The 16,316-nt window shown below is 71.4% G+C and carries 8 protein-coding genes; all 8 read right to left on the bottom strand.

Annotated elements, in window-relative coordinates:
- Positions 1 to 88: 88 nt before the first annotated feature.
- Complete coding sequence (locus OG413_RS12770; RefSeq protein WP_266805200.1) at positions 89 to 1,618, bottom strand: alpha/beta hydrolase; 1,530 nt, start codon at positions 1,616 to 1,618, stop codon at positions 89 to 91.
- A gap of 172 nt (positions 1,619 to 1,790) precedes the next feature.
- Positions 1,791 to 2,996: a DNA polymerase III subunit delta' gene (locus OG413_RS12765; RefSeq protein WP_266805198.1), complete on the bottom strand. Its 1,206-nt coding sequence runs from the start codon at positions 2,994 to 2,996 to the stop codon at positions 1,791 to 1,793.
- 168 nt (positions 2,997 to 3,164) lie between these two features.
- Positions 3,165 to 6,473, bottom strand: a complete 3,309-nt coding sequence (gene tmk / locus OG413_RS12760) for a dTMP kinase (RefSeq protein WP_266805196.1) — start codon at positions 6,471 to 6,473, stop codon at positions 3,165 to 3,167.
- A 349-nt stretch (positions 6,474 to 6,822) separates the two neighbouring features.
- Positions 6,823 to 9,693 carry a type I DNA topoisomerase gene (gene topA / locus OG413_RS12755; protein ID WP_266805194.1) on the bottom strand — a complete coding sequence of 957 codons (2,871 nt, stop codon included), beginning with the start codon at positions 9,691 to 9,693 and terminating at the stop codon, positions 6,823 to 6,825.
- Positions 9,694 to 9,974: 281 nt separating this feature from the next.
- Entirely contained in the window at positions 9,975 to 10,172 is a 198-nt protein-coding gene (locus OG413_RS12750; RefSeq protein WP_073719550.1) for a hypothetical protein, read from the bottom strand.
- 758 nt (positions 10,173 to 10,930) lie between these two features.
- A complete protein-coding gene (locus OG413_RS12745) occupies positions 10,931 to 12,463 on the bottom strand; it encodes a methyltransferase (protein WP_266805191.1) in 1,533 nt (510 codons plus the stop codon).
- An 85-nt stretch (positions 12,464 to 12,548) separates the two neighbouring features.
- Positions 12,549 to 13,169, bottom strand: a complete 621-nt coding sequence (locus tag OG413_RS12740) for a small secreted protein (RefSeq protein ID WP_266805189.1) — start codon at positions 13,167 to 13,169, stop codon at positions 12,549 to 12,551.
- Between the two features lie 399 nt (positions 13,170 to 13,568).
- Positions 13,569 to 16,001, bottom strand: a complete 2,433-nt coding sequence (locus OG413_RS12735; protein ID WP_266805187.1) for a sodium-translocating pyrophosphatase — start codon at positions 15,999 to 16,001, stop codon at positions 13,569 to 13,571.
- Positions 16,002 to 16,316 lie beyond the last annotated feature (315 nt).

The raw sequence follows: 16,316 nt of genomic DNA, 5'->3' as shown, positions 1-16,316 counted from the left end.
CAGCGACGCCAAGTCTACACAGTTTCGGCAGGTGCTCCGTACCGGGCACCCCCGGGGCCATCAGCGCAGGTCAGACGCATCGGGCGGGTCAGGTGCACTTCTTGCCGTCGGTGGGCGGGGTGCCCTCCAGGAGGTAGGTGTTGATCGCCGTGTCGACGCAGTCGCTGCCGCGGCCGTACGCCGTGTGGCCGTCGCCCTCGTAGGTGAGGAGGGTGCCGGAGGAGAGCTGGCCGGCGAGGGACCGCGCCCACTTGTAGGGGGTGGCCGGGTCGCGGGTGGTGCCGACCACGACGATCGGGTCGGCACCCTTCGCCTCGGTGCGGTGCGGGGAGCCCGTGGCCTTCGTCGGCCAGTAGGCGCAGTTCAGGGAGGCCCAGGCGAAGCCGCGGCCGAAGACCGGGGACGCCTTCTCGAAGCTGGGGACGGCCTTGCGCACCGCGTCCGGACCGTCGAAGGCGGGCGGCAGGTCGAGGCAGTTCACGGCGGCGTTGGCGTACATCAGGTTGGCGTACTTACCGTTCGGCTCGCGCTCGTAGTAGCTGTCGGCGAGGGTCAGGAGCCCGGAGCCGTCGCCGCGCCGGGCGCCCGCGAGGGCCTCGCGGAGCTGCGGCCAGGCCGTCTCGTCGTACATGGCGGCGATCACCCCGGTGGTGGCCAGGGACTCGCCCAGGTCGCGGCTCTCCCCCGTCGGGACCGGCTTGGCGTCCAGATCCGTGAAGAGCTTCTTGAGCGCGGTGGCCGCGTCCGCGGTGGACGTGGTGCCCAGCGGGCAGTCCGTCTTCTTCACGCAGTCGGCGGCGAACGACTGGAACGCCCCCTCGAACCCGGCCGTCTGGTCACGGTTCATGTCGATGGCCTCAAGAGACGGGTCCATCGCACCGTCCAGGACCAGGCGCCCCGCGCGGGTGGGGAACAGGTCCGCGTACGTCGCGCCCAGGAAGGTGCCGTACGAGGCCCCGACGTAGTGCAGCTTCTCGTCGCCGAGCAGGGCGCGCAGGACATCCATGTCGCGGGCCGTCTCGACCGTGGAGACATGGGAAAGGATCTTGCCCGAGCGCTTCTCGCAGCCGTCGGCGAACTTCTCGAAGGCGCCGCTGAGCTTGTTGACCTCGCCGTCGTCGTCGGGCGTCTGGTCGACCTGCGTGAAGGCGTCCATCTCCTTGCCGGTGAGGCATTCGACGGGCTCGCTGCGGGCCACACCGCGCGGGTCGATGGCCACCATGTCGTACCGGGCACGGACCTGGGCGGGGTAGCCGATCGCCGCGTACCCCTGGAGGTAGCCGACCGCCGAACCGCCGGGGCCGCCCGGATTCACCAGGAGGGAGCCGATCCGCTTTCCCGGACCGGTGGCCTTCTTGCGGGAGACGGCCAGCTTGATGTCCCCGCCGTCCGGCTTCCCGTAGTCCAGCGGCGCCTTCATCGAGGTGCACTGGAAGCCCTCGACACCGCAGTCACGCCAGCTCAGCTTCTGCGTGTAGTACGACGTGAGGCCCTTGGGGGCAGCCGTACCGGTGGCCGAAGCACTGGAGGTCGAACTGCCGCTGCTACAGCCTGAGACGAGCAGGCCGGCAGTGCCGAGACCGGTGGCGAGGGTGCGGAGCAGGCGCCTGGTGTTCATCCTGGGAGCGTAGTCGCCGGGTGACGACTCGTACGATTCCCTGCTCAATCGGGTGAACGGTTGCGAAGGCCCCGGACCTGCCCGGCCCGGCGGACCCGAGGACGTAGCCCTGGCCCCGCGTCCTGGAACTGGTCCTGGAACTGAGAACTGGACCTGGAACTGCGCCCTGGGCCTAGCCCGCCCGCAGCGACATCGTCATCGCCTCCACCGCCAGCAGCGGCGCCACATTGCGGTCCAGCGCCCTGCGGCAGGCGATCACCGCCTCGATCCTGCGCAGCGTGTGCGCCGGGGCCGACGACTCCGCGATCCGGTCGAGGCTGTCCCGTACGTCGGCGTTGGCGATGGCGATCTGCGAGCCGAGCTGGAGCGCCAGCACATCGCGGTAGAACCCGGTGAGTTCGGTGAGCGCCAGATCGAGGCTGTCGCGCTGCGTACGCGTCTTGCGGCGCTTCTGCTTGTCCTCCAGGTCCTTCATCACGCCCGCGGTGCCGCGCGGCATCCGGCCCCCGGCGACCGCGCCGAGCGCCGCCTTCATGTCCTCGGTCTCCTTGACGTCGACCTCCTCCGCCATCTGCTTGGCGTCGTCGGTGGCCGTGTCGATCAGCTCCTGGGCCGCCTTGAGGCAGCCGCCGATGTCGGCGACCCGGAGCGGCACCTTGAGCACGGCGGCCCGCCGCGCGCGCGCCCGCTCGTCCGTGGCCAGGCGGCGCGCCCGGCCGATGTGCCCCTGGGTGGCGCGGGCCACCGCGTGGGCCCGCTCCGGGTCGATGCCGTCCCGCCGGATCAGTACGTCGGCGACGGCCTCGACCGGCGGCGTGCGCAGGGTGAGGTGGCGGCAGCGGGAGCGGATCGTGGGAAGGACGTCTTCGAGGGAGGGCGCGCACAGCATCCAGACCGTGCGGGGCGCGGGCTCCTCGACCGCCTTCAGCAGCACGTTTCCCGCCCCCTCGGTGAGCCGGTCGGCGTCCTCCATGACGATGACCTGCCAACGGCCCACGGCCGGGGAGAGCTGGGCGCGGCGGACCAGCTCGCGGGTGTCCTTCACGCCGATGGAGAGCAGGTCCGTACGGATCACTTCGACGTCGGCGTGCGTACCGATCAGGCTGGTGTGGCAGCCGTCGCAGAAACCGCAGCCGGGCTCCCCGCCCATGGCCCGGTCCGGGCTGGTGCACTGGAGCGCGGCGGCGAACGCGCGGGCGGCGGTGGACCGCCCGGAGCCCGGCGGTCCGGTGAACAGCCAGGCGTGGGTCATCTTCGAGCCCGGGGGCACGGGCTGCCCCGTGGAATGGGCGGTGACCAGCGCATCGGCGTCCTTGGCAGCGGCACCGAGCTGTTCCTGCACTCGGTCCTGTCCGACCAGGTCGTCCCATACGGTCATGGGTCACCGCCCTTCCGGTGGTGTCGTGCGGTGGCGTCGTGCGGGGTGGCGGGGCTGCGGCGTCATGCGGTGCCGCGGGACTGTGTCCCGTCCCTTCCCATTGTGGGGGAAGGGTCCGACAGTCCCGCCCGCCCCGTCAGCCGCGCGGCCCGTCAGCCGCCCGCTCCGTCAGCGGCGCGGGCGGCGGCCCCGGCGCGATGTGCCCGGGTCCTCGTCGTGCCCGCCGAGCAGTTCGTCGGCGAGGGTGGGCAGATCGTCCAGCGGGGTCTCCTCGGCCCAGTCCGGCCGGGGCCGGTTGCGCCGACCCTGTTCCTGCTGGTCGTGGGCGGCGCGGGGGTCCTGCGGGTCGTCGCTGATCTGCGGCAGTTCGCGGGTGCGTTCGTTCTCGCTCTCCGCCGCGGCCGGACGCTCGTCCCGGAAGATGCCCGGCGGCACCCGGTCGGCGGGCCCCTCGCCGCGCACGGGCGGAAGGACCGCCGTCTCCTCCGCGTCCCGCACGGGCCGGTGGCCGGGACGCCCGGCGGCCGGGTCCGTGACCTTGGGCAGCATGGCCGTCTCCTCGTCGTCCGAGGCCGGGCGGTCGGACCGGGCCCGGCCGGACGACGAGCCGCCGTCCGCCGCGCGATCGGCCGGCTGCGCCTTCGGGACCGGCTGCGTCACCTCGTTCGGGTTCACGATCGGCGTCGGCACCGTGAGCTCGTTGTCCGGTACGGACGGGGCCGCGGGCGCCTCGGCACGGGAGGCCGCCTCCGTACGGGAAGCCTCCTCCGCCCGCGAAGCGGCTGCGGCACGCGCGGCCTCAGCGCGTGCGGCCTCAGCGCGTGCGGCTTCGGCACGTGCGGCCTCAGCACGCGCCGTCTCCATGCGTTCGGCCTCGGCGCGCGCCGCCTCCGTACGCACCGCCGCGGCGGCCTCCGCCTGGCGACGGGCCTCCTCGGCCCGCATCAGCGCCTCTTCCGCCTTGCGCTGCTTCTCCAGGCGCCGCTCCTCCGCCTCCTTGCGCAGCCGGGCCTCTTCCGCGGCCTGCCTGCGGAGGCGTTCCTGCTCGGCCTCGCGCGCCTTCTCCTCGGCTTCGAGCCGCAGCCGGTCCTCCTCGGCGCGACGGCGGGCCTCCTCGGCGCGCTGCCGGGCCTCCTCCGCCTGGCGTTCGGCCTCGCGCTGCCGGGCCTCCTCCAGCTCGCGGCGCTTGCGCTCCTCCTCCTCGGCGCGGAGCTTGGCGAGCTGTTCCTGGCGCTCGCGCTCCAGCCGCTCCTCCTCCGCCTTGCGGGCCGCCTCTTCCTCGGCCTTGCGCCGGGCCGCTTCCTCGGCCTCGCGGCGGGCCTTCGCCTGCGCCTCGATCTCGGCCTCGGAGAGGGGAAGGAGCTGGTCGAGCCGGTGGCGTACGACGGTGGTGATCGCTTCCGGCTCCTTGCCCGCGTCCACCACCAGATAGCGGGTCGGGTCGGCCGCCGCGAGGGTGAGGAAGCCGGAACGTACCCGGGCGTGGAACTCCGGCGGCTCGGACTCCAGCCGGTCCGGAGCCTCGGTGAAGCGTTCCCGCGCGGTCTCCGGGTCGACGTCCAGCAGCACGGTCAGATGCGGTACGAGGCCGCTCGTCGCCCACCGCGAGATCCGGGCGATCTCGGTCGGGGACAGATCGCGGCCCGCACCCTGGTAGGCGACGGACGAGTCGATGTAGCGGTCGGAGAGGACGATCGCGCCCCGCTCCAGCGCCGGACGGACGACGGAGTCGACGTGCTCGGCGCGGTCGGCGGCGTACAGCAGCGCCTCGGCCCGGTTGGAGAGCCCGGCGGAGGACACGTCGAGCAGGATCGAACGCAGTCGCTTGCCGACCGGGGTGGCGCCCGGCTCACGGGTCACGACGACCTCGTGGCCCTTGGCCCGGATCCACTCGGCGAGTGCCTCCACCTGGGTGGACTTTCCGGCCCCGTCGCCGCCCTCCAGGGCGAGGAAGAAGCCGGTGGCCGCGGGCGCGACCGCCGGGTCGCCACCGCGCAGCGCCTCCCGCAGGTCCCGGCGCAGCGGCACGCCCGCCCGGTCGTCCGTCTTGGCGAGGACGATCGCGGCGACGGGCAGCAGCAGCGCGCCGAACAGCATCAGGACGAAGGCCGCTCCGCCATGGGCGAAGACGAAGTCGCCGGAGGCCAGGCGGTGCCGGCCGATGGCGGCGGCGAGCAGCGGTCCCCCGACGGCGCCGAGGGCGACGAGCACCCGGACGACGGCCTGGAGGTGCTCGGTGGTCCTGGCCCGCCGGAACTCCTCGGTCTCCTGGTCCACCAGTGCGTGGCCGGTGTGCGCGGCGACTCCGGCGGTGTAACCGGCGAGCAGCGCGATCATCAGCCCGGTCGCGGTGTCGGGCACCAGTCCGAGCGCGAGGAGCGCGATGCCGGTGACGGCGGTGGCGAGCGACAGCAGTCGGCGCCGCGACAGGGTGGGCAGCACCTTCTGCGCGGTACGGATACCGAGTGCGGTGCCGCCGGTCAGCGCGAGGATCAGCAGCGCGAACGTGGCGGGTCCGCCGCCCAGGTCGGCCGCGTGCAGCACGGAGACGGCGGCGGCCGCGGCGATCGCCCCGGCGACGGCGGCGCAGGCGCCGACGACCAGCGGGAGGGATCCGGTGCGGCCCTTTTCGGGGCCGTTGCCGTAGGTCGGCCTGCGCAGACCCTCCAGCGGCGAGCGCGGGCGGGGCGTCGGGGTGGCGGGCAGTTCGAGGAAGTACAGCGTGGAGATCGAGGCGGAGAACAGCCCGGCCGCGATGTACGAGCCGAGGGCCGCCTGGTGGAAGGAGAACCAGTCGAGGCCCGAGCCGAGCAGGTTGCCGATCAGCGTGGCGACCAGCAGGACCACCGCGGCGGCGGGCACGGCCAGGAAGTTCGTCCGCAGGGAGAGGCGGCGCAGCGCGTCGAGGCGGTCGGGCAGCGGACGTACGGCGCCGCCTTCGAGCGGCGGGGCGGGCAGCAGCGCGGGGGCCGCGCTCTCCTTGGCCACCGTCCACAGGCGCTCGGCGACACCGGTCACGAAGACGGTGATCAGGATCATCAGGAGCGCCTCGTCGGGTGCCCAGTCGATCCACAGCGGGGCGACGACCAGCAGCGCGAGCCGCAGCCCGTCCGTCCCGATCATCAGCCAGCGCCGGTCCAGCGGCCCGCCGGGCGCCGTGAGCGACGTCAGCGGTCCCAGGAGTACGGCTCCGAAGAGCAGGGTGGAAATAATCCGGGCGCCGAACACGGCGGCGACGGCAAAGGCCGCCCCCCGGTATCCGGCTCCGAATGAGCCCTCCAGGACCGCCGCTTGCAGCGACAACAACACCAGCACGAGAAGGGCGAGTGCATCGCCGATACTTCCGACGAGCTGGGCGCTCCACAACCGCTTCAGCGGAGGAATACGCAACAGGGCTCGTACGGCGCGCTCGCGTGAGTCTGCGGCAAGTGTGTCGGAGGTGGGGCTCACGACCGTTGGCTGCTCGGCTCGCGTCATCCGCCCAGCCTATCGGCAGCGGCACGGTCGCCGTCCGCCCCGTCCGAACATATGGTCGCCAGGCGCGCGGCGGCGGACGTGCGGCGGTGCGCCCGACGGACCGCCGGGCGGACCGAACGACGGACGAGCGATGGACGAACGACGGACGTGCGGCGCACGGCGGGCCGCAGGACAGAACGGGTCAAGCCGGGACATGACTCCGCCCGGCGCCTGGAGAGGCACCGGGCGGAATCGACGGTCCGGACGCCCGTACGAGGTATCTGTCCCGTACGGAAAAGACCTCGGCGTATCAGTCCCCGACGGGTCAGACCCCGACGGGTTAGACCTCGACGGGTCAGTCCCCGACGAGTCAGTCCTCGACGGTCGAAGCGGAAGCGGCGGTCTTCTTCGCCGCCGTCTTCGCGGTCGTGGCCTTCTTGGCCGTCGTCGTCTTCTTCGCGGCGGTCTTCTTGGCGGCCGTGGTCTTGGTCGCCGTGGTCTTCGCGGCCGTCTTCTTGGCTGTCGCCTTCTTGGCCGGGGCCTTCTTCGCCGTCTTCTTCTTGGCGGGTCCCTTGGCGCGCTTCTCGGCGAGCAGCTCGTAGCCGCGCTCCGGCGTGATGTCCTCGACGCTGTCGTCGGTCCGCAGCGTCGCGTTCGTCTCGCCGTCGGTGACGTACGCGCCGAAGCGGCCGTCCTTCACGACCACCGGGGCCCCGCTCACCGGGTCCGTGCCCAGTTCCTTCAGCGGCGGCTTGGCCGCGGCGCGGCCCCGCTGCTTGGGCTGGGCGTAGATCGCGAGGGCCTCGTCGAGCGTGATGTCGAAGAGCTGGTCCTCGGAGGTCAGCGAACGCGAGTCCGTGCCCTTCTTCAGATACGGGCCGTAGCGGCCGTTCTGCGCGGTGATCTCGACGCCCTCGGCGTCCTCGCCGACGACGCGCGGCAGCGACATCAGCTTGAGCGCGTCGGCCAGCGTCACCGTGTCCAGCGACATGGACTTGAAGAGCGAGGCGGTCCGCGGCTTCACCGCGTTCTTCCCGGTCTTCGGCGTGCCCTCGGGCAGTACCTCGGTGACGTACGGGCCGTAGCGCCCGTCCTTGGCGATGATCTGGTTCCCGCTCACCGGGTCCGCGCCGAGCTCGAAGTCGCCGCTGGGCTTGGCCAGCAGCTCCTCCGCCAGCTCCACGGTCAGCTCGTCGGGTGCCAGGTCCTCGGGCACGTCGGCGCGCTGGTGGCCCTCGGAGTCCTTCTCGCCGCGCTCGATGTACGGGCCGTACCGGCCGACCCGGAGCTTGATGTCGTTGCCGACGGGGAACGAGGAGATCTCCCGGGCGTCGATGGCGCCGAGGTCGGTGACCAGTTCCTTCAGGCCGCCGAGGTGGTCGCCGTCGCCGTTGCCCGCGTCGGACGCCGCACCGGCACCGGCCGCGTCGTCACCGGGGACCGCACCGAAGTAGAACCGCTTCAGCCACGGCACGGACTGGGCCTCGCCCCGCGCGATGCGGTCGAGGTCGTCCTCCATGCGGGCGGTGAAGTCGTAGTCGACGAGCCGGCCGAAGTGCTTCTCCAGCAGGTTGACCACGGCGAAGGAGAGGAAGGACGGGACGAGCGCCGTGCCCTTCTTGAAGACGTAGCCGCGGTCGAGGATCGTCCCGATGATCGAGGCGTACGTCGACGGACGGCCGATCTCGCGCTCTTCGAGCTCCTTGACCAGCGAGGCCTCGGTGTAACGGGCCGGGGGCTTCGTGGCGTGACCGTCGACCGAGATCTCCTCGGCGGACAGCGCGTCGCCCTCGGCGACCTGCGGCAGGCGCCGCTCACGGTCGTCGAGCTCGGCGTTCGGGTCGTCGGCGCCTTCGACGTACGCCTTCATGAAGCCGTGGAAGGTGATCGTCTTGCCGGACGCGGAGAACTCGGCGTCCCGGCCGTCGCTCGCCCGGCCGCCGATCTTGACGGTGACGGAGTTGCCGACCGCGTCCTTCATCTGGGAGGCGACGGTCCGCTTCCAGATGAGCTCGTAGAGCCGGAACTGGTCGCCGGTGAGCCCGGTCTCGGCGGGCGTACGGAAGCGGTCGCCGGAGGGGCGGATCGCCTCGTGCGCCTCCTGGGCGTTCTTGACCTTGCCGGCGTACGTACGCGGCTTGTCGGGCAGGTAGCTCGCCCCGTAGAGCTGCGTGACCTGGGCGCGGGCGGCGGCGATCGCGGTCCCCGAAAGCGTCGTGGAGTCGGTACGCATGTAGGTGATGAAGCCGTTCTCGTACAGCTTCTGCGCGACCTGCATGGTGGCCTTGGCCCCGAAGCCCAGCTTGCGGCTCGCCTCCTGCTGGAGGGTCGTCGTACGGAACGGGGCGTACGGGGAGCGGCGGTACGGCTTCGACTCGACGGACCGGACCGCGAACGTGGAGTCGGCGAGCGCGGCGGCCAGGGCGCGGGCGTTCGTCTCGTCCAGGTGCAGCGTCTGGCCGGAGGCGGACTTGAGCTGCCCGTCCGGACCGAAGTCGCGGCCCTGGGCGATCCGGCGGCCGTCGACCGCACTGAGCCGGGCGGTGAGGGTCGAAGGGTCGGACGCGTCACCGGCTCGGCCGGTGGAGAAGGTGCCGGTCAGGTCCCAGTACTCGGCGGAGCGGAAGGCGATGCGCTCGCGCTCCCGCTCGACGACGAGGCGGGTGGCGACCGACTGGACACGGCCCGCCGAGAGCTTCGGCATGACCTTCTTCCAGAGGACCGGCGAGACCTCGTAGCCGTAGAGGCGGTCGAGGATACGGCGGGTCTCCTGGGCGTCGACCATGCGCTGGTTGAGCTCGCGCGGGTTGGCGACGGCGGCCCGGATCGCGTCCTTGGTGATCTCGTGGAAGACCATCCGGTGGACCGGGACCTTGGGCTTCAGGACTTCCTGGAGGTGCCACGCGATGGCTTCGCCCTCGCGGTCCTCATCGGTGGCGAGGAAGAGTTCGTCGGACTCGGCCAGAAGCTGCTTGAGCTTCCTGACCTGGGCCTTCTTGTCGGCATTGACGACGTAGATGGGCTGGAAGTCGTTCTCGACATCCACGCCGAGACGGCGCACCTCGCCGGTGTACTCGTCCGGCACCTCGGCGGCGCCGTTCGGCAGGTCGCGGATGTGCCCGACGCTCGCCTCGACGACGTATCCGGGGCCGAGATAGCCCTTGATCGTCTTCGCCTTGGCAGGCGACTCGACGATGACGAGTCGGCGGCCGCCCTGTGCGGTCTCGCTGGTCGGGGACAACTTCGCTCTTCTCTCCGGTCGACACTCGGTGGGCATCCGGGCAGCGCCGTGACGCTGCCCGCGGTGCTGTCGCTGCGGAGTGTGACGGTACAACCCGCCCCCGTGTCAAACGGCAAAAGCCCGCAACGGCCACTCGAACGGTAACCCGACTTCCGCCATTCCTGCCGCCCGGACCGTCCGGTCCGCGCTGTCATGGCCTGCGGCCTGCGGATTTCCTGGTGCGGTCGGGCCGCCCGCGGGCGGCGGGGCCACCGGGTGTCCGGCCCTGCTGGGAGCGAGGATCAGATGAGCGTGAAACACCACAGGCCGAGGCCGAGGAAAACCACGCCGAAGAGTGTGGCGAGGGCGGTGGAAGCGACGGGGCTCACACCGTGCGCCACCGGCGCGCGGTGAACGGCCCGCGCCCCCGTCCAGACCAGGAGGGCGGTGCCGAACAGTGCGAAGGCCGCACCGGCGAAGACCGCTGAGACGCTCTCCATGTCGTACCCCTCAACCCGTCGCGAACCTGTGGTGGTGAACCCGTCCGGAACCGACCGCCCGGCAGGGGGAGGCTGCCACGCCGGGGCATCGCCGACACGAACCCCGGATGAACAGCACTCCCCCGGCGGCACCGGCCACGCCGGCCTGGTGTTCAACGCCCGCGCCGAACCCCTGCGAAGTGCCCCCGGAAGGCCCGGGACCGGAATCCGCAGACCGAGCGCGAGCGAGGCACGGTGAGCGTGAAGGCGCTGATGAGAAGGCCGTTGAGTACGTAGGACAGGACCCGGCCGAGCCGGAGCGGAGCCCGGCGACGGGTGCGGCGGCAGGTGCAACGGCGGGCCCGGCGGCAGGTGCCGGGAAGAACCGGGGAACCGGGACCCGGGCCACGGCAACGGCCGTCGCCCGCCCGCCCGGTGGTCGGCGCCGACGCGCTTGGTCAACTCACGAAGGGCCGGACAAACACGTCCACGCCCCGCGCCGCGAACGTCCGGGCCCGGACCCGCACGTCGTCCGCGCCGAGCCGCCCCCGCACGGTCGGCCGCGGCTGCCCCGACGCACCGTCCCAGCGAGCCACTTACGCGACGGCGAGCGCGGCGCAGGCCCTCTCGGAGCCGTAGGGATACGGGGCCGGGTGTGCGAGTGACCGCTCAGGCCGGATCACCCGGCCTCCTATCCCCCACCCGGCCTGCCGCCGCGCCCTGGCCTCCGCCGCCACCCAGACTCCTATCCCGTCACCCGGCCTCCGGGCCTCCCGCCGTCACCGGGCCCCCTGTCCGGCCGCGGGTACGGGCACCGGCTCCAGGAAGCCTTCCTCGACCAGCAGCCGGATCGCCTGCGGGGTCCGGTCGCGCAGCAGCACCGGGTCCTCGGACATCAGCTGGGCGATGGCGTCCAGGATCCGGCCGGCGGGCAGCGAACCGTCGCACACGCCCGCGAACCCCGCGGCGACCGCGTCCACCTTCGTCGCCCGCATCATCCCGCGGTGCTGGCGCAGCACCACATGCTCGGGGTCCTCGGCGCCGGGCAGCCCGACCTGTTCCTGCACGACCTCCGCGGCCAGGGTGAAGTGCCCGGCCAGAAGGGCGGCGTCGTCCTGCTCCCGGAGGTAGTCCTGACGGGCGAAGTGGTCCAGGACGGCCGGTCCGAGCGGCTGTTCCACCGCGTGCGGCCACTCCTCGACCACGATCGACGGATTCCCGGCGGCGGCCGCGGCGGACTTCCGCAGAGTGATCCAGCCGAAGCCGACGGCCCTGGTCCCGCGGGCTTCGAACTCGTCCAGCCACGCCTCGTAACGGGCGGCGTACTCGGCCGGATCCGTGCGGTGGTCGCCGCTGTCGCGCAGCCACAGCTCCGCGTACTGCGTGATGTCCTGCACCTCGCGCTGCACGATCCAGGCATCACAGCCGCCCGGCACCCAGGAACGCAGCCGGTCCTGCCACTCCTCGCCTTCCACGTGCTGCCAGTTGGCGAGGAACTGGGCGTAGCCCCCCTCGTTCAGCCGGTCGCCGGACTGCCGCACCAGGGTCCGGCACAGGTCGTCGCCGCCCATGCCGCCGTCGCGGTAGGTGAGGCGGGCGCCGGGGGAGATGACGAACGGCGGGTTGGAGACGATCAGGTCGAACGTCTCGGTGCCGACCGGCTCGAACAGGGAGCCCTCGCGCAGGTCGGCCGGGGCGGCGCCGGACAGGGCGAGGGTGAGCCGGGTGAAGTCGAGGGCGCGCGGGTTGAGGTCGGTGGCGGTGACCCGGGTGGCGTGCTGGGCGGCGTGCAGCGCCTGGATGCCGGAGCCCGTACCGAGGTCGAGGGCGGTGGCGACCGGCGTACGGACGGTGATCCCGGCGAGCGTGGTGGACGCTCCGCCGACGCCGAGGACGACGCCCTCCTCGTGCGATCCGATGCCGCCCGCGCCGCCGACCGCGCAGCCGAGATCGGAGACGATGAACCAGTCCTGGCCATCGGGCCCGCTGTACGGCCGGATGTCGACGGTGGCCCGGACCTGGCCGTCCCGTCGGCTCAGCCAGCCGTCCTCGACGCACTCCTCCAGGGGAAGCGCGGCGCGGGCCCGCTCGTACGGGACGGGGTGCTGAAGAAGGAACAGCCGCACCAGCGTGTCGAGCGGCGTTTCGCCCCGGGTGGCCCGCAGGGCGGGAACCGTCTCGCTGCGGGCGAGCGCGGCGTACGCGGGCGCACCGAGCAGTTCGAGGAGCCCGTCGGCGGTGAACGCGGCGGCGAGCAGGGCCTCACGGAGGCTGGGGATACGGTCGGGCGCGGGAAGGCTGGTCGTACTCACCCACCCATTGTGTCCGCTCCCACCGACAACGGCAGCGGCCCGGCCACCCGCAGGGGGTGTCCGGGCCGCACCGTGCGACCTTCGGTCAGGCCTTCTTGCTGGCCGAGGGGGAGGGCGAAGCGGGTTCGGACGCCGGGGGAGCAGCGGCCGGCGGCGCCGAAGCCGTCGGCTTCTGGCAGCCCTTCTGCTTGGCCATCGCGGTGCCGACATCGCCGGACTGAAGCTTCTTCAGTGCCTCGTCACCGTTGGTGCTGATCTTGTTCAGCTCGTCGGCGATCCCCTTCAGACCGTCGGCGAACTTCGCCTGGTCCTTCGTGTCGAGGGCATCGACCTTGGTCTTCAGGCCGGCGTAGGCCACGGAGGAGGCGTTGAGCTCCTTCACGGCCTCCTTCTGCGTGGTCTCGCCGTCGTTGACCGGCGGCGCGCCTGCCGAGTCCACGGCCGCGCCCAGCGCCTTGTACGCCTGCGAGATCTGCTGGAAGGCGGCCGAGTCGGTCTTCTGGACGTCTGCGGGCTTGCTGTTGTCCGCGGTCTGCTGCTGGATGGCCGCGTTGGCGTTCGCGATCTTCTGCAGCTGGGGCTGCACCTGGTCGCAGACGTTCTTGGCCCAGTCGTTCACCTTGTTGTCGCTGTCGTCGCCGCAGCCCGACAGCGTCAGTACGAGTACCGCACCGCCGGACAGTGCGGCAGCAAGCTTCTTGTTCACCGGATTGGTCCCTTCCAAGGCTCTCGGCCCCGGAACTTACACGCCAAGTGGGCGACATCCGGGTGCCGGGCATCCGATGTACATGCTTTTGCAGCCATTTGCACCAAGGGAAACGAGCGAGATACAACTCACCTACGCGCTCGGGCACTCGTACGGACACTCATCCGGTCGACGGACCCCACGGCCTCCGGCCGACCGGAGAACACGGACCTGAGGATCCAGGGACGCACGGACCCAAGGACGCACGGACATGGGGACATGGGGACATGGGCATGGGCATGGGCACATGGGGACGGACGGCACATCAGAATGCGCCGCCCGCCCACCTCTTGACCGGGCTCTACCGCATGCCGATCGGACAGAGCCCGCGGAGTCCCGCGGTCCCCCCGGCCGGACCGGTCATGAAGCCGCTGCGGGATCCGGTGACTTGGCCGGCTGACCGCCCTCGCCCCCGGAACCGTCGTCGTCACCCACGGCGATTCCGCGCCGTTTGGAGACGTAGACAGCACCGACGATGACCGCGATGGCGAAGACGGCCACCACGGCCCGCACTCCGGCGCTCGCGTCCGGCCCGTAACTGAACTGCACCACCGCCGGGGCGATGAGCAGCGCCACGAGATTCATCACCTTGAGCAGCGGGTTGATCGCCGGGCCCGCCGTGTCCTTGAACGGGTCTCCGACCGTGTCTCCGATGACCGTCGCGGCATGGGCGTCACTGCCCTTGCCGCCGTAGTGCCCGTCCTCGACGAGCTTCTTGGCGTTGTCCCACGCACCGCCGGAGTTGGCCAGGAAGACCGCCATCAGGGTGCCCGTACCGATCGCACCCGCGAGATACGAGCCGAGCGCGCCGACCCCGAGGGTGAACCCGACCGCGATCGGCGCCAGGACCGCGAGCAGCCCGGGGGTGGCCAGCTCACGCAGGGCGTCCTTGGTGCAGATGTCGACGACGCGCCCGTACTCCGGCTTCTCCGTGTAGTCCATGATCCCGGGATGCTCGCGGAACTGCCGCCGCACCTCGTAGACCACGGCCCCGGCCGACCGCGAGACCGCGTTGATGGCGAGCCCGGAGAAGAGGAAGACGACCGCCGCGCCGAGGATCAGGCCGACCAGGTTGTTGGGCTGCGAGATGTCGAGGCTCAGCCCCATCTCCCCGGCGCCGGCCCCCACATCCTCGACCGCGGTGGCGATGGCGTCGCGGTACGAGCCGAAGAGCGCCGCCGCCGCCAGTACGGCGGTGGCGATGGCGATGCCCTTCGTGATGGCCTTGGTGGTGTTGCCCACGGCGTCCAGGTCGGTGAGGACCTGGGCACCGGCGCCGGTGACATCACCGGACATCTCCGCGATGCCCTGGGCGTTGTCGGAGACCGGCCCGAAGGTGTCCATGGCGACGATGACACCCACGGTGGTGAGCAGCCCGGTTCCGGCGAGAGCCACCGCGAAGAGCGCGAGCATGATCGATGTCCCGCCGAGCAGGAAGGCCCCGTAGACGCCGAGACCGATCAGCAGCGCGGTGTAGACGGCCGACTCCAGGCCGATGGAGATGCCCGCGAGCACCACCGTCGCCGGCCCGGTCAGCGAGGACTTCCCGATGTCCTGGACGGGGCGGCGGTTGGTCTCGGTGAAGTAGCCGGTGAGCTGCTGGATCAGTGCGGCCAGGACGATGCCGATGGCGACGGCGACCAGGGCGAAGATCCGCGGATCGCCGCCGTGCGAGGTGATCGAGGCATCGGTGACCCCGTCCAGTTCCGCGTACGAGGACGGGAGATAGGCGAACACCGCCACCGCCACCAGGACGAGCGAGATCACCGCGGAGATGAAGAATCCCCGGTTGATCGCGGTCATCCCGCTGCGGTCGGCGCGCCTCGGGGCGACGGCGAAGATCCCGATCATCGCGGTGAGCACGCCGATCGCCGGAACGATCAGGGGGAAGGCCAGCCCGGCGTCCCCGAAGGCGGCCTTGCCGAGGATGAGCGCGGCCACGAGCGTCACGGCGTACGACTCGAAGAGGTCGGCGGCCATACCCGCACAGTCACCGACGTTGTCGCCCACGTTGTCGGCGATGGTGGCGGCATTGCGCGGGTCGTCCTCCGGGATGCCCTGCTCCACCTTGCCGACGAGGTCGGCGCCCACGTCGGCGGCCTTGGTGAAGATGCCGCCGCCGACCCTCATGAACATGGCGATCAGCGCGGCCCCGAGGCCGAAGCCCTCCAGCACCTTGGGCGCGTCGGCGGCGTAGACGAGGACCACGCAGGAGGCGCCGAGGAGGCCGAGACCCACCGTGATCATGCCGACCACACCACCGGTGCGAAAGGCGATCTTCATCGCTTTGTGCGAGACGGAGGTGAGATCTTTCTCCGGTTCGCCTTCTGCCGGAGTCGCCTCACGCGCAGCAGCCGCCACACGCACATTACTGCGCACCGCGAGTCGCATACCGATGTATCCGGTGGCCGCCGAGAAAAGCGCACCCACCAGGAAGAACAACGAACGTCCCGCGCGCTGCGACCAGTTGTCGGCCGGCAACAACAGAAGCAGGAAGAATACGACGACGGCAAAGACACCGACCGTACGCAGCTGCCGGGCCAGATAGGCATTCGCGCCTTCCTGGACGGCCGCCGCGATCTCCTTCATGCGCTCGGTGCCCTCACCGGCCGCCAGGACCTGGCGCACCAGCAACCGGGCGACGACCAGCGCGGCGACGGCGACGACCACGATGACGACGACGATCAGCCGGTTGCCGTCGGTGAGTTCCGCCGCCGCGAGTGAGGCGGGGCGGCCGGAAAGTGCGGATTCTTGCGTCAGTACTGCCACGGGTGTGTTGACGAACTCCGCCATACGTCCTCCTTGACGCTCAGCGCTCAAGACGTGGACGGATTGTAGGGAGCGGAACCTGATCAAAACAGTGGGCAGGGAACGGAATTGGAAACTCTCCCCCCAACGCCAAAAGATCAGGCCACCGAATCGGCCCGAATGCAGTAATGGGGCAGGCGCATTGCCCCGGAGATCATTGATCGAGCGAAAAGGAAAAGGGCCCTGCTCAGCAAGGCCCGGAAAATCGAAACATCAGTCGGCTCGACGGGAATCAGGAAACGCGGACGAGCGGGCGCGGAAGGAGCACCACACCTCACACCTCACCCGGGAAGCCGGGCA

The organism is Streptomyces sp. NBC_01433, assembly GCF_026340105.1.
Lineage (GTDB): Bacteria > Actinomycetota > Actinomycetes > Streptomycetales > Streptomycetaceae > Streptomyces.
The sequence above is the reverse complement of the archived record's forward strand: the minus strand, read 5'-3'. Positions and strand labels throughout refer to the sequence as shown.

Coding starts and splice junctions, on each gene's coding strand:
- OG413_RS12735 (WP_266805187.1), bottom strand. CDS start 16,001: ATGGCGGAGTTCGTCAACACACCCGTGGCAGTACTGACGCAAGAATCC.
- tmk (WP_266805196.1), bottom strand. CDS start 6,473: ATGACGCGAGCCGAGCAGCCAACGGTCGTGAGCCCCACCTCCGACACA.
- OG413_RS12750 (WP_073719550.1), bottom strand. CDS start 10,172: ATGGAGAGCGTCTCAGCGGTCTTCGCCGGTGCGGCCTTCGCACTGTTC.
- OG413_RS12770 (WP_266805200.1), bottom strand. CDS start 1,618: ATGAACACCAGGCGCCTGCTCCGCACCCTCGCCACCGGTCTCGGCACT.
- OG413_RS12765 (WP_266805198.1), bottom strand. CDS start 2,996: ATGACCGTATGGGACGACCTGGTCGGACAGGACCGAGTGCAGGAACAG.